The organism is Wolbachia endosymbiont of Drosophila aff. chauvacae BK-2020 (assembly GCF_032848195.1).
In the GTDB taxonomy this organism is placed as follows: Bacteria; Pseudomonadota; Alphaproteobacteria; order Rickettsiales; family Anaplasmataceae; genus Wolbachia; species Wolbachia pipientis.
In genome coordinates this window covers 194,558-217,114 of the sequence record NZ_CP136586.1, presented here as the reverse complement: position 1 = coordinate 217,114, position 22,557 = coordinate 194,558, and the positions used below count along the sequence as shown (strand labels likewise).

General features: G+C 34.7%; 20 protein-coding genes, 1 tRNA gene and 1 pseudogene. 16 read left to right on the top strand and 6 right to left on the bottom strand.

The features are described 5' to 3' along the window. The first annotated feature begins 40 nt into the window (after positions 1 to 40). The 6 genes from ppa to R0F62_RS01070 all read left to right on the top strand — a co-directional run bounded on the left by ppa (position 41) and on the right by R0F62_RS01070 (position 3,511). Complete coding sequence (ppa, locus tag R0F62_RS01095; RefSeq protein ID WP_010082061.1) at positions 41 to 547, top strand: inorganic diphosphatase; 507 nt, start codon at positions 41 to 43, stop codon at positions 545 to 547. Between the two features lie 44 nt (positions 548 to 591). Continuing rightward, the gene (locus tag R0F62_RS01090) at positions 592 to 753 is read left to right on the top strand and encodes a hypothetical protein (RefSeq protein WP_010963140.1); all 162 of its coding nucleotides are present in this window, start codon (positions 592 to 594) and stop codon (positions 751 to 753) included. Between the two features lie 92 nt (positions 754 to 845). After that, positions 846 to 936 (top strand) — tRNA-Ser (locus R0F62_RS01085). 176 nt (positions 937 to 1,112) lie between these two features. Beyond that, complete coding sequence (locus R0F62_RS01080) at positions 1,113 to 2,258, top strand: SurA N-terminal domain-containing protein (protein WP_317051388.1); 1,146 nt, start codon at positions 1,113 to 1,115, stop codon at positions 2,256 to 2,258. A gap of 97 nt (positions 2,259 to 2,355) precedes the next feature. Beyond that, complete coding sequence (locus R0F62_RS01075; protein WP_006279429.1) at positions 2,356 to 2,976, top strand: ferredoxin reductase domain-containing protein; 621 nt, start codon at positions 2,356 to 2,358, stop codon at positions 2,974 to 2,976. After that, positions 2,960 to 3,511 (top strand): 5-formyltetrahydrofolate cyclo-ligase, encoded by a 552-nt coding sequence (locus R0F62_RS01070; RefSeq protein ID WP_010963143.1) that lies wholly within the window; start codon positions 2,960 to 2,962, stop codon positions 3,509 to 3,511. Before R0F62_RS01075 ends, R0F62_RS01070 begins: the two co-directional genes overlap by 17 nt. 36 nt (positions 3,512 to 3,547) lie before the next feature. On the opposite strand, the gene R0F62_RS01065 is transcribed toward R0F62_RS01070, so the two are convergent. After that, positions 3,548 to 4,582, bottom strand: a complete 1,035-nt coding sequence (locus tag R0F62_RS01065) for a hypothetical protein (protein ID WP_274978997.1) — start codon at positions 4,580 to 4,582, stop codon at positions 3,548 to 3,550. A 118-nt stretch (positions 4,583 to 4,700) separates the two neighbouring features. On the opposite strand from R0F62_RS01065, the gene elbB reads away from it, so the two are divergent. Together elbB and R0F62_RS01055 are read left to right on the top strand one after the other, a co-directional pair. Beyond that, positions 4,701 to 5,426 (top strand): isoprenoid biosynthesis glyoxalase ElbB, encoded by a 726-nt coding sequence (gene elbB, locus R0F62_RS01060; RefSeq protein WP_006279595.1) that lies wholly within the window; start codon positions 4,701 to 4,703, stop codon positions 5,424 to 5,426. Positions 5,427 to 5,601: 175 nt separating this feature from the next. Beyond that, the gene (locus R0F62_RS01055; RefSeq protein ID WP_010081942.1) at positions 5,602 to 5,910 is read left to right on the top strand and encodes a hypothetical protein; all 309 of its coding nucleotides are present in this window, start codon (positions 5,602 to 5,604) and stop codon (positions 5,908 to 5,910) included. A 2-nt stretch (positions 5,911 to 5,912) separates the two neighbouring features. Here the strand turns inward: R0F62_RS01055 and R0F62_RS01050 are convergent, their stop codons facing one another. Then, the gene (locus R0F62_RS01050; protein ID WP_070357019.1) at positions 5,913 to 7,460 is read right to left on the bottom strand and encodes a peptidoglycan D,D-transpeptidase FtsI family protein; all 1,548 of its coding nucleotides are present in this window, start codon (positions 7,458 to 7,460) and stop codon (positions 5,913 to 5,915) included. Between the two features lie 20 nt (positions 7,461 to 7,480). Here R0F62_RS01050 and ispH point away from each other — a divergent pair, with 20 nt between their 5' ends. From ispH to hemA, 5 genes are all read left to right on the top strand, one after another. After that, positions 7,481 to 8,410 (top strand): 4-hydroxy-3-methylbut-2-enyl diphosphate reductase, encoded by a 930-nt coding sequence (ispH, locus tag R0F62_RS01045; protein WP_274978999.1) that lies wholly within the window; start codon positions 7,481 to 7,483, stop codon positions 8,408 to 8,410. Between the two features lie 662 nt (positions 8,411 to 9,072). Then, complete coding sequence (locus R0F62_RS06660) at positions 9,073 to 9,342, top strand: hypothetical protein (RefSeq protein WP_244663114.1); 270 nt, start codon at positions 9,073 to 9,075, stop codon at positions 9,340 to 9,342. 608 nt (positions 9,343 to 9,950) lie between these two features. Continuing rightward, on the top strand, positions 9,951 to 11,846 hold the full coding sequence (gene htpG / locus R0F62_RS01035) for a molecular chaperone HtpG (RefSeq protein WP_095742876.1): 1,896 nt from the start codon (positions 9,951 to 9,953) through the stop codon (positions 11,844 to 11,846). A gap of 38 nt (positions 11,847 to 11,884) precedes the next feature. After that, the gene (locus tag R0F62_RS01030; protein ID WP_316659901.1) at positions 11,885 to 14,650 is read left to right on the top strand and encodes a host RNA manipulator TomO; all 2,766 of its coding nucleotides are present in this window, start codon (positions 11,885 to 11,887) and stop codon (positions 14,648 to 14,650) included. Positions 14,651 to 14,714: 64 nt separating this feature from the next. After that, positions 14,715 to 15,923 carry a 5-aminolevulinate synthase gene (gene hemA / locus R0F62_RS01025; protein ID WP_006279721.1) on the top strand — a complete coding sequence of 403 codons (1,209 nt, stop codon included), beginning with the start codon at positions 14,715 to 14,717 and terminating at the stop codon, positions 15,921 to 15,923. A gap of 118 nt (positions 15,924 to 16,041) precedes the next feature. Here the strand turns inward: hemA and R0F62_RS01020 are convergent, their stop codons facing one another. From R0F62_RS01020 to R0F62_RS01005, 4 genes are all read right to left on the bottom strand, one after another. Continuing rightward, positions 16,042 to 16,737, bottom strand: coding sequence for an inositol monophosphatase family protein (locus R0F62_RS01020; protein WP_006279720.1), 696 nt, complete (start codon positions 16,735 to 16,737; stop codon positions 16,042 to 16,044). 8 nt (positions 16,738 to 16,745) lie between these two features. Next, a complete protein-coding gene (gene efp, locus R0F62_RS01015; RefSeq protein ID WP_006279719.1) occupies positions 16,746 to 17,312 on the bottom strand; it encodes an elongation factor P in 567 nt (188 codons plus the stop codon). 62 nt (positions 17,313 to 17,374) lie between these two features. Next, positions 17,375 to 17,881: a ribosome maturation factor RimM gene (gene rimM, locus R0F62_RS01010; protein WP_006279718.1), complete on the bottom strand. Its 507-nt coding sequence runs from the start codon at positions 17,879 to 17,881 to the stop codon at positions 17,375 to 17,377. 14 nt (positions 17,882 to 17,895) lie between these two features. After that, positions 17,896 to 19,071 carry an aspartate aminotransferase family protein gene (locus R0F62_RS01005; RefSeq protein WP_274979206.1) on the bottom strand — a complete coding sequence of 392 codons (1,176 nt, stop codon included), beginning with the start codon at positions 19,069 to 19,071 and terminating at the stop codon, positions 17,896 to 17,898. 65 nt (positions 19,072 to 19,136) lie between these two features. Here R0F62_RS01005 and R0F62_RS01000 point away from each other — a divergent pair, with 65 nt between their 5' ends. The 3 genes and pseudogenes from R0F62_RS01000 to recF all read left to right on the top strand — a co-directional run bounded on the left by R0F62_RS01000 (position 19,137) and on the right by recF (position 22,334). After that, entirely contained in the window at positions 19,137 to 20,564 is a 1,428-nt protein-coding gene (locus tag R0F62_RS01000; RefSeq protein WP_274979205.1) for a sensor histidine kinase, read from the top strand. A 189-nt stretch (positions 20,565 to 20,753) separates the two neighbouring features. Beyond that, positions 20,754 to 21,221: a thioredoxin-dependent thiol peroxidase gene (bcp, locus tag R0F62_RS00995; RefSeq protein ID WP_010963157.1), complete on the top strand. Its 468-nt coding sequence runs from the start codon at positions 20,754 to 20,756 to the stop codon at positions 21,219 to 21,221. Positions 21,222 to 21,237: 16 nt separating this feature from the next. Beyond that, positions 21,238 to 22,334 (top strand): annotated as a pseudogene (gene recF, locus R0F62_RS00990) (DNA replication/repair protein RecF). The last annotated feature ends 223 nt before the right edge of the window (positions 22,335 to 22,557 follow it).

Here is a 22,557-nt window from a genome sequence, read left to right as displayed (position 1 = left end):
TATATTGTATAATGCTTATTCTTAAGTTAAGAGGTAATTTATGGATTTAAGTAAAATAACAGCAGGACCAAATGCGGTGAATGTGGTAATTGAAATAAGTGCGAATGCTGAGCCTGTAAAGTATGAATTTAATAAAGAGTTTAGGTTGTTACAAGTTGACAGATTTTTATCTACCTCAATGACTTATCCTTGCAATTATGGGTTTGTACCAAATACCTGCGCAGGTGATGGTGATCCTGTGGATGTTTTGGTGCTAACTCAATTTCCCTTAGCATCTAGTGTTTTAATATCGGTGCGTCCAATAGGCGCATTACTCACTAAAGATGAAAAAGGAGAAGATGAGAAAATATTAGCAGTGCCTGTTTCCAGTGTTGATAGCTATTATGACAATATAAAGGACTATTCTGACTTATCTAAAAGCCTACTAGATAAAATTACTCATTTCTTTTCTCATTATAAAGATCTGGAAAAGGGAAAAACGGTAGCAGTTGGAGAATGGGTTGGTGTGGAAGAAGCAAAGAAAATCATTGAAAAAAGCAGAAATTAGTTTTTATTGATTTATAGCTAAAGTGGCTTAGGTTTGCCCACAATTTGAAAAACAACAAATTCGTCATTCCGCTACTTGTTAGCGGAATCTATACCGCGCACAACTGTACGAACATTGCAATATGGCACATAGTAAACGATGTCATTCCAGTGCGTGACACTGGGATGACAAGAAAGGGAGCACTGGAATTTTTGTTTCAGCATTAGCCATGCATCTGAACAGATACAAATATTGCAATTAAAAGCATTAGACAGGTGGTAGAGGTCTTGGTATTATATAATCTTTAGGTTCTAAATTTGGAAGGGTGGCCGAGCGGCTGAAGGCGGCGGTTTGCTAAACCGTTATACGACCCAAAAGTCGTATCGAGGGTTCGAATCCCTCTCCTTCCGTATACTGTTTTTAGCACGGTTTAAATTCGCTATGTTAGCATGTTTTTAGCCTATTTACCAGCGTACCTGATTTTGTTGCAATGGTTTTTATTTCCATTGTCACTGAGATCACTATTAAAAAGTTGGCTAGCATTGACTCAGTATTTATTATAGAATTGGTTATTAACTTTACTTGTATGTATAAAATACTAATTTTACTGTTGATAGTGTTGCCACTTAGGTTGCTTGCAACCGAGATTGAAATTGTTGCAGATGTAAATGGTGAACCAATTTCAAATTTAGATATCGAAAAACGCATCAACTTGATAAATTCATTGTTTGGCACTCAAAGTGTTAATCAAAAAGAAGCAAAGCCTCAAGTGCTTAGGGAGCTAATAGACGAAATTATCATTATCAATGAAGCACAGAGGCTGAATATAAAATTGAGCAACGAGGAGTTAGATAATGCTATTATGTTATTTTTAACCCAAAGTTTTAAACTTAAGGCTAATGAAGTTGATCAATACATAGAGAAGCATAATATAGATCTTGGTATTTTAAGAAAACAAATAAAATGTCAGTTACTGTGGAGCAAAATTATTGAAGTAAGAATTGTGCCATTTATTAATATAAGCGATAAAGAAGTAGATGATGTAAAAAGGCAAACAGAAAAGCCGGATTATCTTATCACGTTCCAAGAGTTTATAATTCCTGATCAAAAAGACAAGGACGTTTATGGTATAGCTGAAGATTTAGTAAAAAAATTACGCAACAGTGATAACCCAGAATCTCCAATAAAGATGCGTAAAGCAACAGTTAATTTAAGTCAGCTAAAAGGAAAACTCAAGAGCGTTTTAGAAGGATTAGAAACCAGCGACATAGCAGGTCCATTCAGTTTCAGTGAAGGTTACTCCGTTATAAAAGTAATAGATAAAGTACAACTTAATCATGCACTGCTGGAAAGCACTTTAAAATTAAAACAGATTGTGGTTGAAGGTTCAGAAAGTTTATTAGATAATCTCAAGGAGCAAAAGGTCAGTTGTTTAAATTTTGATAAATTGGCAGATAATTTTAAGCTGCCAAACGCAAAAGAATTTGAAATAAAAATGCGAGATTTAAATCCTGATTTACAGATTTTATTTAGTAAAACAAGTGTGAATGAAATAGTAGAATTGAGAGAAAATGGCACTGCAAAGTTGATGATGTTGTGTGATATCAAGAGTAATGTAGCGGGTATAGAAGCAATCAAACAGAAAATGTACCAACAAAAGATTATGATACAAAGCAACTTGTTATTAGATGATATGCGTAAAAATGCAGCTATCAGTTATCGGTATAGTTGAAGTCAGAGAGTGTTCTTGTCTTTGTGTATAGAACTATATAAATTACTTTGTTCTATAAAATTTCAAAAAATTTGAACAAATGCAGTTAAAATAGCACATGAAGAATATAATGCTAATTGGTGGTGGAGTTGGAAATGCAGTGTTATTTTCGATAGGGAAGGCATGTCTTGAAAATAATAACAAGGTTTTGTACTTTGCTGGCTATAAGAAGTTAAGTGATGTATTTAAACGAGCACTGATAGAGCGTGCATCAAATGCAGTAGTTTGGGCATGTGAAGAAGGATTGATAGAAACAAGCAGAGATCAAGATAAATCCTTTCATGGTAATATAGTTGATGCAATAGTCTCTTATCAACAAGGAAGATTAGGTATTAATTTGAACGTTATAGATAAAATTATCACTATTGGTTCTGACAAAATGATGAAAGCTGTGAATGAAGCTAGAAAAACAATTTTAAAGCCATATCTGAAATCAGGCCACATAGCGATATCATCAGTTAATTCTCCTATGCAGTGTATGATGAAAGAAATCTGCGCTCAGTGTGTGCAGCAACATATAAATGCGAAAACAGGAGAAAGGAGTTTTGTTTATAGTTGCAGTAATCAAGACCAGGATATGGGGTGTGTTGACTTTGACTTTTTAAGTGAGCGCTTGAAGCAAAATAGTTTACAAGAAAAACTTACTGCAAAATGGATAGATCATGTTCAAAGATATTAAACAGCACAAAAAGGAAATAAGAGAGCAATATAGAGCTATAAGAAAAGATATTGATGAAAGTTATTCCAGTTATGCGGCAAATTCCCTTATTAATCTCTTTAATCAGAACTTAAGCTACGTTAAAGGCAAAACAATAGCAGCTTACATTCCAATGGATGAGGAAATAGATGTTGTGCCTTTGATGCATAGTTTACTCGATTTAGATTATAAAGTAGCAATTCCTAATAAAAATAAGTTACTAAAATTTGAGGAATGGAACAAAACAAATGAAGACGTAATTCCCGACACAATCATTACTCCTGTTATTGCTTTTGATGATCATTTTAATAGATTGGGTTTTGGCGGTGGTTGGTATGATACAATGATAGAAAAACTGCGGCCACTTGGAAAAATATTTATAGGTGTAGCCTATGAGAAACAATATTGTAAAGATTTACCTGTAGAAAAACATGATCAAAAATTGGATATTATAATCACTGAGATGTGTGTTAGATGTGGAAGTGGATTGCTCAAAAAAGTGGATAAAAAAGAATAGATCTCTACCTTTTCCATTCCCTCCCTCTCCAAGCCATCAGAGGGTTTTGGTTTCTCCTGTACTCGCTTGTTCAGAACTTGGACTATCTAATTGAGGAACTGGTGACTTCATTTGGTTAACTTTATCATTAACCATTTTTTCTACCTCCTCTATTTTACCCTCACCAATGGCCATAATTTTAGATTGAAATTTCTCCATAAGTTCCTCAAGTGCTTCCTTATCACTTTCATAAGTACTAGTACCTTTTTCTCTAAGCTTTTTCATGTCATCTTCTGAAAAATTTTGAATAGTTCCATTCTTTACTAACTCTTGTATAGCAGATCGCTGCCCTTCATTTTGAAGCATGCCTATGACCTTTGCTTTACTCTGGGCGTTTTTTATTTTTTCACCTTCTTCGGACATATTATAGCCTATAATCTCTTGAGCCAAACTGTTGTATAATTTACTAAAGTTATCTTTTTTTGGCCCAACCTCAGGCAATTTATCCCCTAAATTTTTAGATAAACTTTTCACTGCTTTTCCTGCATCAATCGCACCTTCTTTTATTTTTTCCCCTGCCTTTACTATACCTATTCCTGCATAACGTGCTCCAATACCTACAAGTGCTATTAATGTAGCAAGCACAATAAGTGGAGAAAATGCTGCTCCTAATACCATTACGGCAGAAGCTATTCCAATTTTTTTATTTGCAGATGCTGATTTAAAATAATTGACTAGATTGTCCAGTGGACCTTTATTATTATTTATAACATTACTTATTGCTTGCTGATTAACAGATTTTAACGCCTCTTCTCTTATTTTTGAGTCAACATTTTCAGAAGTTAAACCTTCAAGCGCTTCTTCAATGAATTTTATAAATAATTCTTTGTTGACCTCCTTTTGCAAGCCTTGGTCATTAATCGCTAAACCTAAATCTTTGAGGTTCATCCCTTTAACTTGTTCTGATAGGGTTGTAAATAACTCTTTTTTCCCCTCTTGTGAGGATTGTGCAATACTTTCTATTATATCTGAAATAGCTTTTCTTAGTTCTGGATAGTCAGTGTCAAAAAACATACTATTGCTAGATTCCATATTCAGCTTCGTTGATTATAAATATGCCTAATTATACATACTAATCATTAATTATATTATAATTGATATAACATACCCCTTTCCAAATATAGAATTTGTATTAAAATATCTAGATTATATGAAATCAAGGTACTTTATGGGTGAAAAAAAATTAAAAGCTGCTGTGGTCTTATCAGGGTGTGGTCACCTTGACGGTGCAGAGGTAAGAGAAGCGGTTTTAAGTTTGCTTGTGCTTGATCAGCAGGAAGTGGATGTTAAATGCTTTGCACCTGATATCAATATCACACAAGTTATGAATCATAGAACAAAAGAGGCAACAAAAGAAAAAAGGAATGTACTTGTGGAAGCAGCAAGAATCGCAAGAGGCGAAATATATGACTTAAAAGAAGCCAAAGCTGAAAATTTTGACATGCTAGTTGTACCTGGTGGATACGGGGTTGCGAAAAATTTATCTGACTTAGCTGAAAGTAAAGACATGGTGACAGTAATGCCTGAATTTGAAAGATTAGTTTCAGAATTTTTTGTTACAAAAAAGCCAATAGGAGCGATATGCATATCTCCAGCCATCATTGTTTCAATTTTAAGTAGCAAGATAGGTAAAGAAGAAAGTAAGGTTAAGGTAACTATAGGAGATGACAGAGAACAGTTGATAGAAAGGCTTGGCGGCGAGCACATAAAATGCGATACAGAGTTATCAATAGAAGACGAAGAACATAATGTATTTTCCTGTTCTGCTTATATGCGTAGCGACGAAAGTACATACTCTGTATATCAAGGGATAAAGCATATGATTGACAGCATGGTAAAAAAGATTAACAAAAAAACTAAACAGCCATTCCTATAAGGTGTACTAAATAAGACTTCTCTATTAATCACACAATTAACTGTTGAATTTTACATTTCTAGCTGTATTATGGCTACGTAGCTAAAGTAACTTAGGTTTATCGACGCTTTACTACTTGTTAGCGGTGTGGTGTAGTGGCCATATATGTTTAGTTCTTTTTTTTAAGGTATTTTGTATGTCAGATCTTTTCTATATTGAAACTACGTGTTGTGTGGACGGTCAGTGTGATGTCTATACAGGGGAAGTGAGTTTTAATGATGTCATGTTAGGCAAGTTCAGTCTAAATTCGTGCAGCGGGAAAGAAGCTATGATAAATCTAGACATTATTACATTCGATATTAATATCGCTATTGATGGTCAAAATGGAAAGACAATAAAAAAAGACCTTAAAGGTCTTGAATTTGTAACTAAAGATGATGGTTCTTGGTATATTAATAAGGATTTTGGTGATGATAAATTTGAAGTTGTAGTAAAGCAATCATAATTTTACATCTCAGGTGTAACATTTAGTATAGGCGCTATTCTATTTATAATGTTCTTTACTATAGGCGCAGCAATTATTCCCCCGGTATGGTGCATCCCTTGAGGCTCATCAATAGCAATTAGCACTATGTACCTTGGGTCAAGCATAGTTAGCACTCCTATAAATGATGCTATGTTTGCATCTTTGCTATATTTACCATCTACAACTTTTTCCGCCGATCCAGTTTTTCCTCCTATTGAATATGCCTTTATTTTTGCTTTTCTGCCAGTGCCATCTGTTACTGCTGCACGTAATAATTTTCTCATTTCCCTGGAAGTTCTTCTTGAGATAATTTGCTCTCCTATACTTCTTTTATTCAACATCAAGGTTGCGTTATGAAATATCCCATTGTTGATTAATGCTGCTGCAGTTTGTGCAAGATGTATAGGAGTTACAGCTATGCCATAACCATAAGATGCTGTTATTAAAGTGGTTTCACTCCATTTATCCGGGATTATCGGTGTGGATTTTTCTGGTATTTCTATTTTCAAAGGAGAAAATAGCTTCATAGCTTTAAAGTATTCTACCTGTTTTTCAATACCTAGTTTGACTGCAATTTTTGCTGCACCAATGTTGGATGATTTTACAAATATATCTTGCACAGTAATTTTTGGAATTTTAGATTTATGAAAATCCTGAATTTTATACTTTCCGATGGTGATTGGTGTTGATACGTCATATAAATCGCTAGTTTTTGTAGCGTTCGCATCAAGCGCTGCGGCTATTGTAAAGTATTTTAATACCGACCCCATCTCATATACCCCAAGACTGGCGCGATTAAACTTTTGTACGTCTTCTGCCTTATTCTGTAAGTTGGGATTAAAATCAGGTAGGCTGACCATCGAGATAACTTCACTATTTCTCACATTTAAAACAATTCCTACTCCGCCAAGTGCCTGATATCTGCTTACAGCTTTAGTTAGCTCTTCATGCACTATGCTTTGCACTCGTGTATCTAAGGATAGTATTATGGGCTTTTCTTGCTCATTGTTTTTACTTATATACGCCTCAACTCCTGCAATACCATTGCCATCTATGTCAGTGTAACCAAGCACGTGTGAAAATAAATTACTGTGAGGATATATACGCTTTATGTCGTCATCAAAATTTACTCCTGGTACACCAGCGTTTTTGATCGCTAGTAATTCTTTTGGAGTCAAGTGCCGCTTTATCCAAGCAAATTTCTTTTCTGAAGTAAGTACTCTATATAAGTTCTTGTATTCGAGGTCATGCAAAGTAGAACACAGTTGTGCTGCTATACTTTCCGGATTCTTTACTTTGGTTGCATCTATATATAGTGATGTTGTGGGCACATTTGTTGCTATTACCACTCCATTTCTATCTAAAATATCAGGTTGTTTATGTACTATATTATCTTTTCTAAAATTTTCTGAAGTAGTAAGTTGATCAAATGTTAAAGAGAATATGCGAAAAATAATTATTATATAAAATATAAATAATGGTACTATAAAACACAGTGAGCGGAGCTTATTTTTAAGTAATGCTTGCATATTTACTTGATTTGACAAAAATGGAAATCATCTTAGCTGAACCACGAGGTTTTTGTGCCGGGGTAAAAAGAGCTGTGGACATATTAGCTATTACTTTAGAAAAATACAAAAACGAGCGCCAAGTTTATGTGCTACACGAAATTGTTCACAATAAATATATAGTAGAGGACTTTAAGAAACAAGGAGTGGTTTTTGTAAGCAGTATCGAGGAAATTGAAGATAATGAAGGAATACTGATCTTCAGCGCGCACGGAGTATCAAAAAATATAGAAGATGAGGCAAAAAGAAAGGGTATTCAAGTGATTGATGCAACATGTCCTTTAGTCAACAAAGTGCATAAAGAAGCAAAAAAGTATGAAAACAGTGGTAAAGAATTAATTCTCATTGGGCATGAAAACCATCCAGAAGTTAAGGGAATTAGGGGAAGAGTAAACAATCCTATCACTTTAGTGCAAACTTTGCAGGATGTATATGATTTAAAGGTTAAAGATCCAGATAATTTGTCTTATGTTACACAAACTACGTTAAGCATCGACGATACCCGTGACATTATTGCTGCCTTGAAATTAAGGTTTCCAGGCATAACAGGTCCAGATTTAAAGGACATATGCTATGCAACGCAAAACAGACAAAATGCTGTTAAAAAGCTAGCTGAAATTGTAGACATGGTATTAGTTGTAGGAAGTAAAAATAGCTCAAATTCAAACCGCTTATTAGATCTGTGCACTGCCAGAGGAAAAAGAGCCTACTTGATTGATAATTACAGCTGTGTGAATAAAAGCTGGTTTCAGGGCGTAGAAAAGATAGGAATCACCGCAGGTGCTTCCGCTCCTGACATATTAGTTGATGAATTAATAGACTACCTAAAAGTAAACCTGAGTGTAAAAATTTCAGTTATGCCAGGTGGTATTACTGAAAATGTTCAGTTTAAAATACCGAATCTGGTTTAAAACACAACTTATCTACTAAACTTCTCTTGAAATCACACAAACCAGCATCTATAGCTAAGACGTCATACCGCGATGCATTAGACTTCTTGCATAACCATATAACAAACTTTTATTGGGAATAGAAACGAAAAAACTTGCTTGACAAACTCCGCCAGCCCTCTTATCATGAAACTGAAACTATTGTATTTGCTTTCGCCAATCTGCAGATTAAAAGGTAAGGATTACTTAATGTATCGGCGTCTTATGTTCAATTTTTTGCAGTATATAGATACTGTATGTCTTTACAAAACTTCATCTACATCTAGATTTTTATCTAAATAAGCTGAACGCGCTTATAAAGCGTTACAAGACATCAAAAAATGCCAATACTCGACAGAGATAGTAAAAGACTAGCTAACTCGGGGGATTCTTTGTCTTTTTTTCTGCTTAGTAAATTTCTTAAACATTTGCAGCGTAGGTTAGTTGCAATTAAAAGCGGCTGAATCTCGCTTGTCAAGCGTTTAAAACATAAAAAACGCCAATATTTTAAAGCGGATAATAACCCCAGGGCTTCTTTTGCCTTTTTTTTCGTTCGGTAAATTTCTTAATGTTTGTGGCTGAACGACAACCGTCATCCCGCTACTTGTTAGCGGGATCTCTTGTTAGCGGCTGAGATACCGCGAATGAATCGCGGTATGACGGTTCGCGGCGGCATGACGATAAGGTTTATACCTTGTCATCCCAGTGCCCAAACACTGGGATCCAGTTTTCTTTACAAATTCACCAAAAGTGTTTCATTCTATAACATAAAACCCATACTCACCAAATCCAATGCATTACTTGCAATTAAGTTTCCTGGATCCCAGTGTCTGGGCACTGGGATAACAAAGGAGGACGTTATTCCAGTGCCAAGCACTGACCATTTCTGGTCTCTTAAATTGCAACTAATCTAAGTATTAAAAAATTTACCAAACGAAAAAAAAGGCAAAAAAAGCCCGATGGTTGGCTAGTTACTTACATTATACTTTCAAGTATGGCGTTTTTTTATTCTAAACGCTTAATAACCGTGACTCAGCCGCTTTTAAGCCGCAACTAATCTAAATTATAAACATTAAGAAATTTACTAAACAGAAAAAAAGGCAAAGAAACCCTAGGGTAGCTAATTATTCACTATCCATTTTTTAAGTTGGCGTTTTTTGATGTTTTAAATAGCGTATTTCAGCTTGTGTAGCTAGAAATTTGATAAAGACATGAGGTGCACATAGTGCAAAAAATTAAGCATGATTTACGCCAAATACATTAAGTTTTTTTGTCATTAATCCACTGCAGAGATTGCGAAGATAAATAAATAGCTTCAGTTTCATGATAAGGGGGCTGGCGAAGGGTGTCAAGGAAGTTTTTCGTTTCATCCAATGCGTTGCCAAAAGTTTGTTATGCAAGAGATCCCATAAATTGGGTGTCATAATAACTACACCCACATTAATTTTGGTGTACGTGACCTTGAAAGATCGTGATTCAATACTTAAATTATTAGGGTAGTAGGCAAATAATGGAGCTCAAAATGCATAATGTACAAGAAACTGAAAATTTAAAATTTGACGCTGAGGTAGGGAAAGTACTGAATATAGTGATTCATTCACTTTACACCAATAAAGACATTTTTCTGCGTGAATTAATATCAAATGCATCAGATGCATGTGATAAGTTGCGCTATGAATCTCAACTAAACCCTAATTTGCTAGATTTGAGTGACGAATTAAAAATCACTATCAGCTCCAATAAAGATAAGAACGAGCTATATATCACTGATAATGGCATTGGAATGAATAGACAGGATTTAATAGACAATCTTGGTACAATTGCAAGCTCTGGTACGCAAAAGTTCTTGGATGCGATTAAGAATAGCAAGGATTCAAGCCAAACTGTGGAGCTGATTGGGAAGTTTGGTGTTGGTTTTTACTCAAGCTTTATGGTTGCATCAGAAGTAATAGTAGAATCGAGAAAAGCTGGAGAAGAGGAGTCTTGGATCTGGCAATCCAAAGGAGATGGGGAATATTCAATCAGCAAGTCAGATAATCAAGTCCCTCGCGGAACCAAAATTACGCTCATTATGCATCCTGAAGAAAACGAGTTTTTAGATAAATTTCGTGTTGAAAATATTGTCACTACTTACTCTGATCACATAAATTTTCCTGTTGAATTTATAGACGAAGAAGGAAAAAGTGAAAAGTTAAACAGTAAGGCTGCAATTTGGACTAAGCCAAAAAATGACGTTACTCAAGAGGAGCACAACGATTTTTTCCGCAGTGTTGCCCACGTTGGCGGGGAGCCCTGGATGATATTGCATAATAAAAATGAAGGTGCAATAGAATATACAAATTTGCTTTATGTTCCTTCTATAAAACCTTTTGATTTATTCCATCCAGATAGACGTTGCTCTGTTAAGTTATATGTAAATAAAGTATTTATCACTGAAGATAATGTACAGATCATACCGCAGTATTTACGTTTCTTGAAAGGTATTGTTGATTCACCGGACTTACCTCTTAATATCAGCAGAGAAACGTTGCAGAATAATCGTGTTGTTGAGCAAATCAGGAAATCCCTCACTAAACGCGCGATATCAGAGCTCGGTAAAAAGGCAAAAGAGAATTTAGAGGAGTACACAAAATTCTGGACCAATTTTGGTGCAGTATTAAAAGAGGGTCTTTGTGAAGCTATGCCAACTGATGAGAGAGAAGCGCTGCTCTCGATTTGCAGATTTCATAGCACTGGTGATGAGAAATTAGTCAGCATTGATGACTATATAAGCAGAATGAAGCCTGAGCAGGAGCATATCTATTATCTCACTGGAAATAGCTTGGATTCAGTGAAAAACAGTCCGCAACTTGAGGGATTCGTCAGTAAAGGACTAGAAGTGCTCCTATTTGTTGATCCAGTTGATGACTTTTGGACTAGTGTAATTCATGAATACAAAGATCAGAAAATCAAGTCTGTAACCCGTGCAGATGTTGATTTGGAAAAATTCTCTTCAGAAGAAGATAAGACAGATGAAGAAAATAAATCGAATGAAGAAAAAACTGAGGAAACTATACTGCAATATTTTACCACAGTGCTTGGAGATTCAGTAAAAAGCGTAAAAATTTCCAAAAAATTGACTGATAGTCCCGTATGCCTAGCGGTTGATGAAGGTGCTATGGATCTTCGCATGGAGCGTTTTTTGCGTGAACAAAAGCAGCTAAATTACCGCACGCCAAAGGTGCTTGAAATTAATACTAAGCATCCTGTAATAAAGAGTATAATGAAATCTTATGCTGAAAGTGGTGAAAACCCAACATTGGAAGACATGATTCATTTATTATTTTACCAAGCTTGCATCGTGGAAGGTGAAGAGATGGATGATGTAAGTCTGTTTGCTAAGAGATTGAATAATTTGCTTGGCAAGATTTCTGTTTAATGCTATACTTAGCTTAGCTGCTAGTTAGGAGGTAAAACATGTTTGGTTCCAATTTTAGAGACTTTGTATCACAGGATACAACTTCACAGGGCCAATCAAATTCTGAAAGATTAATCAAAAGTTGGCATGGTTTTGAAAAACCAGATTCTGAAGATTCAGGTATTAAAGAAGAGTTTGAAGTTTTAGATAGCGAAAGTCAAGAGATACCAGCTACTCCATGTAGCACACCCTCTGAAGATCTAAGTTTAGAGAATGCAATACTTGCAAACTTTCCTGATGGTTATGATAGGTCGTTTACCGTAGAATCAAAAGATGAAGGTTCATTTGATACCATTCCTAAAAGCTTAACTTTCGCTGAAATAACAAATATCCTAAATCAAGCTATACAAGAAGATAATTGTGAAGAACTAGACAAGGTTGTACAAAATATTGAAGATTATGAAGGCAGGTCTATTACGCTGGATAATGTAAATTTAAAGAGTTTTTGTGAGCAACAACTTAACTTAGATTTACAAGATAGAAGCGATCATCAACATATATACTCAAATGTACTATCACAGTATAAATTTGATCAGGAGAATTTTGAGTGTGATTATTCAGTAAAAGAATTGGTATTATTGGCAATTGCAGCTAATGACAAGCTAGTAGAGCAATATCAGGATTTTCTTTTTGCTGAAGAAAATTTAAGTCTTTTACCTGTACTTGTTGGTGGTCAAAAATATATTGAAGCTTTTATAGAAAAATTCCATGGTACTGATGGAGTTTATGGAAGATTAAAAGGTCAAGCTATACAACTTGTCGAACCTAATAAGATTGACTTTTTCTCAGTTATAGCACTAAGAAAAGAGCAAGAATTACTAGAGACAGTTTTTGTCGAATACGTTTTAAGAGATTTTGGACAGGTGTTAAAAACAAGTAAACCTAATCCTTTGTATGGTGCGCTTGAAACAGCATCTCTGATCAAAAATGAAGAATTCATCACGATAGTGCTAGATGCATTTGAAAGATATATTAATGAGCTAACTAAAAAAGCCTCAACAGAAGAGTTATTAAAAAAGAGCTCTGCTACCTTGTTAGAAACTGCGATAAGCCAGGAACACACATCTGTCATTGAATACCTGTGCAAACGATACACTAATAGTGCAGATCGTGCCATTTACGATGTATATGAACAAGCATTTGCAGATGATAAAGTTATTACAATACTAAGGCAACAAATCCTGAAAAACATAGGAGCTCGTGGCAGAAAAGAAATTTATGATTTAATTCTGAAAACTGCATTGGATGCTGGTAATATTGCATTTATCGAGCACTTGTGTGAAAAATGTGCTAAATGCAGCAATGATGTTATTAATTATCTTGATCATAAATCTAAAAACAACGAGTTTGATGAAATATATGAATCAATTCTGATTGCATTGTCTAATACTGAAAGTCAAGACATTATAGTCAGTGTTCTAGCTCATGTTCAAATTTATCAAAGCATACTCAATAATAAACAGCAAGTAGTCAGGCAAACCATACAAAATATACTGAGAAATGCAATAAAAGAAGCTAGTTATGGAGTTGTTGTACCCTTATGTCAGCATGTTGACCTAAAATTCGCAGCTCTTCAGGCAATATGCAAGGAAGAATTTGAGAAAGCTTTACCAGTAATTGCAGAACAGCTTGAAAAAATAAGTATGGAACTTTCTCCAAGTATGACTCGTAATGAGTATCAAAAAAATAGCGATACTTTGAGTCATCTATATCTAATTAGAAATTTGTTAGAAAGTAGTAAATTAATCAATACTTCCAGTAAAGCAAATATACAGACACAAGCGAATACACAAGTTAATAAAAGAAGCAGCAGTGATAATGCAGTATCACCTGTTACAAAAGGCGATACGGCTGTAGTAAATGAAGAGAATAACAATCAACCAAGCAGTCAAAGAAACCCAAAATCCAAAAGTGCTGGCAGTCAACAGACAGAAAAAAATGTTCTTGCAGGGGAGGAAGAAAATGCTATCTTAAATAACACAGGGGTTTCAACGCAGGAGCCTTTAATTAATAATTTTGAGGAGGGTGAAATCAAAAAAGGCAGCGGAAAAAAAGGTGTTAAGCAACTTGCCAGTCCTGTTAAGAAAAAGATTGATGGACTTATAAGCAAAACCAGTACTAACTCAAGAGAAGAACTCGAAAATATTCTAAAAAGTAACTCTCCTACTCTTGTACTACAATATGTAAAAAATAAAGACGGTCCCTTTAAGGGTAAAGTAGAAGAAATTAAAAAAGAAATTAAAAACCATAATACAAAACAAGGTAATGTTAATATTTCACTGAACAACGATTTGCCAAATTCAGGAGACCAATCTACAAGTTCTAATAATACCGGAAGCAATAGTACACTTACCACAACTCCAGAAATTACGGGTTGTGAAAAGAAGTTGGGGGTAAGTGAAGTTTCTTCGAATGCTGACAATGTGTCTACAATTGGAGGTGTTATTAACAGTAAGGAAAAGCCTGCAGCAGTAGAAAAAACTAGTGCTATAAACAATCAATCAACCTCTATTACTGCAACACAAAATACGCAAAAGAGTAAGTGGCCTACCATAGCTACATGGACGTTAGCAGTAGCTGGAGTTGTTTCAGGAGTAGCTATTGCAGTTTATTTGGAAATGCTAGCTGCAGGAATAGCAGTTGGAGCTTGTTGTCTGGTTGCCGCTGCAATTATATACTGCTGTACGCCTAAAAGCCAAGTTGAAAACAACAAGGTTGACAAACCTTTCAACACGGGGAAAGTACCTACTGCCGTACATGTATAATAAATATAGTAGTTTACCATTTAATAATTTATTATAATTATGTTAATTATCGGTAAATAAGGACTTGGTAAACTACGAAGAAATATTCTTGAATAAAATAAAAGATATAAAAGATGAGGGGCGCTACCGTGAATTTACGCACTTTGCGTCATTACCAGGTAGGCTCCCCCACATTATGGACTATGAAAGAAATAGGGAAGTAATAGTCTGGTGCAGTAATAACTATTTGGGAATGTCACAAAATGAGAGTGTAATTGCCGCTATCCAAAATTCATCTGTTGGTGCTGGAGGAACAAGAAATATATCTGGTACAACAAAAGAGGTTGTTGAACTTGAAAAATCCTTAGCTTGTTTGCATAAAAAAGAGGCTGCTTTAACTTTTGCTTGTGGCTACCTCGCTAACCAGACAACACTTAGCACTTTATCGTCTGTTATTCCGGGCGTAGTAATTTTTTCAGACGAGAAGAACCATTCTTCGATGATAGAAGGCATAAAATCAGGAAAAAGGCCAAAACATATATTTAAACACAATGATGTTAATCATCTAGAGCAGTTACTCAAGTCTATAGACAAAAAGACACCAAAAATAATAGCACTTGAATCCGTATATTCAATGGATGGTGATGTAGCTCCGCTTAAAGAAATATGCGACCTGGCAGATCAACATAATGCAATTACCTATTTGGATGAGGTGCACGCAGTTGGCATGTATGGTTCACATGGTGGCGGAATTGCAGAAAGAGAAGGTCTGATGGATAGAATAACCGTTATTCAAGGTACACTATCAAAGGCTTTTGGAGTGATGGGTGGGTATATAGCGTCTTCAAAGAGCTTGGTAGATGTAATAAGAAGTTCCGCTCCAGGATTTATTTTTACCACTGCTATGTCGCCTGTTTTAGCAGCGGCAGCAAAGGCAAGCGTTGAGCACCTAAAATCGAGCAACATTGAAAGGGAAAAGCAAAAGCAAGTCGTTGAAAAAGTAAAAAACTCACTGAGAAATGCAGGAATTAACTTCATTCCAACAGAAACTCATATAATTCCAATAATAATTGGCAACTCAGAGTTATCCAAAAAAGCATCAAAATTATTATTTGATGAGTATGGAATATATGTTCAACATATAAATTACCCGACAGTTCCAAGAGGAACTGAGCGTTTCCGTATTACCCCTACACCTTATCATACCGATGAAATGATAGAGCATTTAACAGAATCTCTTGTAAAAGTTTTCGAAAAGTTGTCTATCTCTGTAGCCTGTTTATGCTATAGCTAGTACAGCCCTACGTCATACCGCGATTTATTCGCGGTATCTCAGCATGGATTCCGCTAACAAGTAGCGGAATGACGAGTTTTACGCTTATCAAATTGTAGGTAAACATAAATTACTTTAGCTATAGTTTTATATCTCCAGCAATGATTAGCCCGTTGTCTTCCGTTAGCCTTCCACCGCTTTCTTGCAGAAAAAGTCTACCGAGCAAGGCTTTATATTTGTTAACTCCAGAGTAAATTATTCCACTGTGCCTTCCTGCCGCAAGGTATGCAAAGCCTAAAATTGTTGAACCTATGGAGCGTACATTACTATTGCCAGGCAGCAATTTATTTAACAAATTACCACTTACATCTATTAGACCCCCTTCACGGCTTTTCACTCGCATTTTTACATGACGAGATCTAAAATCCTCAAGAAAAGCACCTTTCTTTTCTTCTGCCCAAAAAGTTTCTCTAAGAGCCGGAGCATCAATTACAGCTGCCACAACTTTATTTTTATGAATGAGACAGACTGATACTGCAAAATAAACCATGCAACTAGAAAAGTTCTCCCTGCCCTCTATAGGCATAATAAACCAGGTATAAGTGTTATCTTTTACTTCTTGATCAGTATCATCTTCAAAAATAAAACCATAGTCTCGTTTGTAGTCGTGCAAGCAATCGTATATGGTTTGCTTGGATTTTGAATAAGTTTTATTAATAAAGTCTGCTGATTTAACATTAGAAATTTGCAATTCATTAAAATCGCGCATAAGCTGCTTGGAAGCATTACGCACAGAATCAAGCATCACATTAATTCGTGGTGATGAGAGGGACATTCTTCCTTTTACTCTTTCACTCTTTCATAATAGCTGTCACCTGGAGTATATACTACAATTTTATCCTCTTCTTTTATAAATTGAGGCACGTTAACGCGCATTCCGTTTTCCAAAATTGCAGGCTTATAAGAAGCAGTAGCAGTTTGTCCTTTAATAACAGACTCTGTTTCTTTCACAGCAAGTGTAACATAATCAGGCACATGCGCAGAAATTATTTTGTCTTGATAAGCTACAACTTTAATTTTCATGTTATCCTGTAAATAAATTTTTTTTTCTCCCAATAAGTCCAAATTTATAGTGATTTGCTCGTAATTACTTGGATGCATAAGATTTACAATGTTTCCTTCAGTGAAAAGGTAAACATATTCCTCTTCATCTAAAATTGCCCTTCTGATTGTTGCATCAGAACGAAATCTTTCATAGTGTTTTGCTCCGGTTTTGATGTTTTTCATTTCGGCTTGTATGTATGCACCACCTTTACCAGGTTGAGTATGCATAATACCTACAACCAAAAATAATCCGCCGTTATGTTCCAACACCTGACCTGGTCTGATATCGTTAGCTCTTTCTGCCATAATTACATTTTCAATTTGATCTTATAATTATAAATAGCTTTATATAAATATCAAAGTCTTTATTAGTCAATAAATTCTGGTATATTTAATACTATATACCTCCCCTTTATATTTATATGTGGAAATATCTCTTTAGTGAAAGACAGCATAATACGTTTTTTTGTGCTGATAACTAAAATTTCTAATATATCCCCTGAGCCGAAATTATACACAGATTTTACATAGCCATATAATTCATTACTTTTCAGCCTTACTTCCATATCTACAAGGTCACTTTGGTAAAATTCATCCTCATCATTTAGCTCTGGTAACTTGCTTCTTTCTATATATAGCTTCTTATTCCTTAAAAGCTCTGCTTCATTACGGGAATTTACTCCGCTTATTGTAGCTATTACTAAATTATCACCTATGACGGATACTGAGTCTATTTTATAATTCTCATCACCACTTATTAGCTTACCATATAAGGAGATATTTTCAGGCTTTTCAGTAAAGGTTTTTACTTTAACAGCTCCTTTAATTCCGTGAGGAGAGGTAATAATTCCTAAGCATACCAGATTGTCGTTCATATTAATGCAAGTATCTAATCAGAAGATTTCTCAGATAAATATTGAGTCAAAATCTCGATGCCTTCATCAATCTCTTTTTCAGTGATAATGAGTGGAGGTAAAATTCTCACAACGTTATCTGATGTTACCCCAACAGTAAGCAAGCCGCGATGACTTAACTCTTCTGCAAACTTTTGATTGTCTGCTTTCACTTTTATTCCAAGCATTAACCCTTGCCCTCTTACTTCCTCTATTATTGGAAATTTACTTGCTAAGTCTTCTAGTTTATTTTTTAAGTATTTACCTCTGATTTCAACATTTTTCAAAAAGCCGGGGCTGAGCAATTCTTCGAGCACAGCATTACCTACTGAGGTTGCAAGCGGATTGCCACCACAAGTGGAACCGTGCATACCGACCGCCATATATTTAGCAGCATTTTCAGTTGCAAGACAAGCCCCCAGCGGAAACCCCCCGCCTATTCCCTTTGCAAGAGCACATATATCAGGTTCCACTCCTATATGTTCGTATGCGAATAATTTTCCTGTCCTACCAGCACCGCATTGTACGCAATCAAAAAATAACAATATGTCATTTTCATCACACAGCCTTCTTAGTTCTTTCATAAAGACTTCATTCATTACTTTGATACCACCTTGCCCTTGTATTGGTTCTATTAATATAACGCCTATACCACTTGAAATTGCTTTCTTTACGCTCTCAATATTGGGCTCGATGTTATCACACCAATCAATGTAGGGATTTAGTAATTCAGAAAATTTCTGTTTATCGTTTGTAGCACAAGTTAAAAAGGTTCTTCCATGAAATGCACCATGAAATGTTAAAATTCTGTGACGATTTTTATTGCCTTTTCCATTTTGATAGATCCTAGCAATCTTAAGTCCACATTCTACTGCCTCTGATCCAGAATTTGAGAAAAATACAGTGTCAGCGAAACTATTGTTTATTAATTTTTCTGCAAAATTATTGGCAGCAGGTATATTATAGGTATTTGATATATGCCATAATTTTTCTCCTTGCAATTTAAGAGCACTAATTAATCGCGAATGAGTGTGACCTAAGCTACTAACGGCTATTCCGGAGTGAAAATCTACGTAGCGCTCACCATCAACATCATATAGGTAGATACCTTTGCCATGAGAAAAATTTATATTAACAGGAGAATAAACTGGCAAAATAGGAGAAATTGTCATAAAATATTATATGCTAAATTTTATTATTAATAACATAAAAACCGTTGTTTCACAATAAGAAGGATATGTATAAGCTAGGTAAATTGATGTTTTCTGCGTTGAAGAAAAACAAATACACAAAAGTTATTGTATTACTCTCATCGATCTTTATGATTTTATTCAGTGTGATATATTGTAATCATTTACTAAGGAGTAATTTCCTTTCTTCTTACCGTGATTCAAGTGTAAACTTAAAAAGCGTACTGGAAAATGGCATAATAAAAAAATACCATTATTTACTAATAGAAAAGCATCACATTAAATACAAAAATTTTGACTACATAAACCAACTAGTAAAACTACGTGCTGAATTATTACAATCAGTGAGCAAAGTAAAGGATTTCAGCTTAATACTGTATGATCAAAACGGCAGAATAATATTCAGTAATTTTAACACTCAAGATTGTGATTATGAACAGTTACTTACAAACGATGAAATTGATAAACTATTAAGTAACCAAGAAATATTTTATACTACAGGAAATACATTAACTTCTATTTTCCCTATATTCCATGAAAATAGCGTTAAACCGTCGTTTTTTTTGAAGATTCTTCGAAACTACAATAATTCTTATGTTATAGCATATGGCCTGTTTTTAACATTTTTGGGCCTATTATTAATAATCTTAATATTAATAATGTTCTATTTGCACTTTTCTAATACCCAAATGCTAGCCAAGCAACATAAAACTAACATTGAATTACAGCAGATAAAAGAGACATTAGAGCAAGAAAATGCAAACAAGCTAAAGTTTTTTGCAAGCGTTACACATGAATTACGCACACCTCTTAATGCTATTATTGGATTTGCAGAGTTGATCAAAAATGAAACTTTAGGTTCAATGGATAACTCTCAATACAAGGAGTATGCAGACGATATATATAATGCAGGGACACACTTACTTGCCTTAATTAATGATGTGTTAGATTTTTCAAAAGCTGAATCAAGTAGTTTAACAGTAGAAAAAGTGAAGTTTAACCTGAACAAAATAATAGATTCATGTGTAAATATGCTATTGCCTAAATTAAAAGAAGCCGGGATTAATTTAAAAAAAGAGATGACTAATAAACAATTATTAGTCATTGCAGATCCCAAGAGAATGAAACAAGTTATAATAAATTTATTATCAAACTCAATCAAGTTTACTCCCAAAGATGGTTTAATAAGAATGGTGATAAAAGAAAATATAGAAAAAAACTTATTAACTATTGAGTTTCATGACAATGGAATAGGAATAATGCAGCAGGACATATATAAAGTTATGTCTGTTTTTGGCCAAGCAGATTCGGGGTATAGAAACGAAGGTACGGGCATCGGATTGCCGCTAAGCAAGAAATTAGTAGAGTTAATGGGTGGAACTTTTGACATTAAAAGTGAAGCAAAACTTGGTACTACGATAACATTGAACTTCTTTTATGAAGAACAAACATGTGAAGATTCGATTGATTTTTAATAGGATCTATTTGATATGGCCTTACATCAGACGAAAACCACACTTTATCAAGAGCGGCAAGCCGAGAAGGTAGGCAGAAATTCATCAATAAGCCCCCATCAAGAATCTTATCTGTTAGCTATATATAAAATTTGATACTCTGACTACAATATACTACTGTAGATGGAAGTGTTATTAATGGAGCAAGGTATGGAATTAGCAGTAGGAAATAATGCACCCGATTTTAGCTTGCCAGCAGATTCTGGTGAAAATTTATCACTGAGTGAATTTTTTGATAAAAAAAATGTAGTTCTTTATTTTTATCCTAAAGACGATACTCCGGGTTGTACAATGGAGGCAAAAGGCTTTAGAGATAAAATAGATGATTTTTCTTTCCTTGACACAGTGATAATTGGTGTATCAAAAGATAGTGTTAAGTGTCACACTAACTTCAAAGCAAAATATTCTCTGCCGTTTTCTTTAGTTTCTGATGAGAATGCTGAAATGTTGGGAAAATATGGTGTTTGGGTAGAGAAAAGTATGTTTGGCAAAAAGTATATGGGAATAGAACGCACTACTTTTTTAATAGATAAAAAAGGTAAAATAGTGAAGATCTGGAAAAATGTAAAAGTTAGTGGACATGTTGATGAGGTTCTGGAAGAAGTAAAGAGAATATAAACTAAAGAATAGGTTAATGGCTACCCATTGCTACATAAAAAAGCTGAAATTACATAATTTTCGTAGCCACTCAAACTTTGAACTGGATTCAGATGATAGCTCAGTTGTAATAACTGGCAAAAACGGTATTGGTAAAACTAATATACTTGAAGCAATCTCGTTGCTTGCTAAAAGCAATGGAATGAAAAAAGCAAAAGCCAGTGAGATACAAAATAGATTCAGTAATGAAGATTGGGTAGTGCACTATGATTTTTTTAATGGAATGGATTTTAATTCAATTGGTATCGCAAAGAGTTTTGATAAGAAACTAATACAAATTGATGGAAAAACGCAATCGAGTTATTCATCTTTGTATAAGATATCCAATGTAATATGGCTGATTCCACAAATGGACTATGTTCTTCTTAATTCTCCAAGTGACAGATTAAAATTTTTAGACCGTATAGTCTCACTGTTTGAGGAAAATTACACTTGCTGCTACATGAAACACAGCAAAGCTAAACGTGAGCGAAGTAAACTGTTGAGAGAGAACACCTTGGACGAAAATTGGCTCTCTAGTCTTGAAAACATAATGGCCGTTAATGCAGTTAGTATTTTACGTATGCGATCGTCTGTTTTAAAGACACTACAAGACACAATTGATAACCATTCCAGTGAGTTTTTTCCGAAGGCAAGTTTGAAATTCAGCAGCCAGCTAACTTTGGACGATACTGCAGAATATTTTCAGAATCGTCTAAAGGAAAACAGAGAAAAAGATTCATTGACTGGTAGAGTAACCTTTGGTGTGCATAACGATAATTTTCGGGTTTTTGTCAAAAAAGAAACGTACCAATAAATCTGTGCTCCACTGGAGAACAAAAGTTATTACTGCTTTCTATTATTTTATCCAGTGTAAAAGCAAGGTGTATTCATTACAATAAGGCACCACTTCTTCTACTTGATGATATAATGTCTCATCTGGATAAACATTACAGAAAGGCGTTAATGGAGGAAGTGTTAAGTATTCAATGTCAAACTTGGATAACTGATGTAAATCAAGATAATTTCAATAGCTATCTTTATTCTTTCAAGTTTTTTGAATTATCAAATGAATTAAATGCAAAACTTCCTTGACAAACCTCGCCAGCCCCCTTATCATGATACTGAAGGTATTCAGTTATCTTTATCTGTGCAGATTAAACAGCAAGAAAACAACGTAGTTGGCGTCTTATTTTTAATTTTTTGCACTATGTGCACCTTATGTCTTCACAATATTTCTAGGTTTTTACCTACACAAGCTGAAACGCGCTTATAAGTCGTTTAAGACAGTATAGTACGCCAATTTGCAGGATTAGGG

Bases quoted from the DNA above. Each gene is read 5' to 3' on its own strand.
- ppa (WP_010082061.1), top strand. From the start codon at position 41: ATGGATTTAAGTAAAATAACAGCAGGACCAAATGCGGTGAATGTGGTA.
- R0F62_RS01080 (WP_317051388.1), top strand. From the start codon at position 1,113: ATGTATAAAATACTAATTTTACTGTTGATAGTGTTGCCACTTAGGTTG.
- R0F62_RS01075 (WP_006279429.1), top strand. From the start codon at position 2,356: ATGAAGAATATAATGCTAATTGGTGGTGGAGTTGGAAATGCAGTGTTA.
- R0F62_RS01070 (WP_010963143.1), top strand. From the start codon at position 2,960: ATGTTCAAAGATATTAAACAGCACAAAAAGGAAATAAGAGAGCAATAT.
- R0F62_RS01065 (WP_274978997.1), bottom strand. From the start codon at position 4,582: ATGGAATCTAGCAATAGTATGTTTTTTGACACTGACTATCCAGAACTA.
- elbB (WP_006279595.1), top strand. From the start codon at position 4,701: ATGAAATCAAGGTACTTTATGGGTGAAAAAAAATTAAAAGCTGCTGTG.
- R0F62_RS01055 (WP_010081942.1), top strand. From the start codon at position 5,602: ATGTCAGATCTTTTCTATATTGAAACTACGTGTTGTGTGGACGGTCAG.
- R0F62_RS01050 (WP_070357019.1), bottom strand. From the start codon at position 7,460: ATGCAAGCATTACTTAAAAATAAGCTCCGCTCACTGTGTTTTATAGTA.
- ispH (WP_274978999.1), top strand. From the start codon at position 7,481: ATGGAAATCATCTTAGCTGAACCACGAGGTTTTTGTGCCGGGGTAAAA.
- R0F62_RS06660 (WP_244663114.1), top strand. From the start codon at position 9,073: ATGAATCGCGGTATGACGGTTCGCGGCGGCATGACGATAAGGTTTATA.
- htpG (WP_095742876.1), top strand. From the start codon at position 9,951: ATGCATAATGTACAAGAAACTGAAAATTTAAAATTTGACGCTGAGGTA.
- R0F62_RS01030 (WP_316659901.1), top strand. From the start codon at position 11,885: ATGTTTGGTTCCAATTTTAGAGACTTTGTATCACAGGATACAACTTCA.
- R0F62_RS01020 (WP_006279720.1), bottom strand. From the start codon at position 16,737: ATGTCCCTCTCATCACCACGAATTAATGTGATGCTTGATTCTGTGCGT.
- efp (WP_006279719.1), bottom strand. From the start codon at position 17,312: ATGGCAGAAAGAGCTAACGATATCAGACCAGGTCAGGTGTTGGAACAT.
- rimM (WP_006279718.1), bottom strand. From the start codon at position 17,881: ATGAACGACAATCTGGTATGCTTAGGAATTATTACCTCTCCTCACGGA.
- R0F62_RS01005 (WP_274979206.1), bottom strand. From the start codon at position 19,071: ATGACAATTTCTCCTATTTTGCCAGTTTATTCTCCTGTTAATATAAAT.
- R0F62_RS01000 (WP_274979205.1), top strand. From the start codon at position 19,137: ATGTATAAGCTAGGTAAATTGATGTTTTCTGCGTTGAAGAAAAACAAA.
- bcp (WP_010963157.1), top strand. From the start codon at position 20,754: ATGGAATTAGCAGTAGGAAATAATGCACCCGATTTTAGCTTGCCAGCA.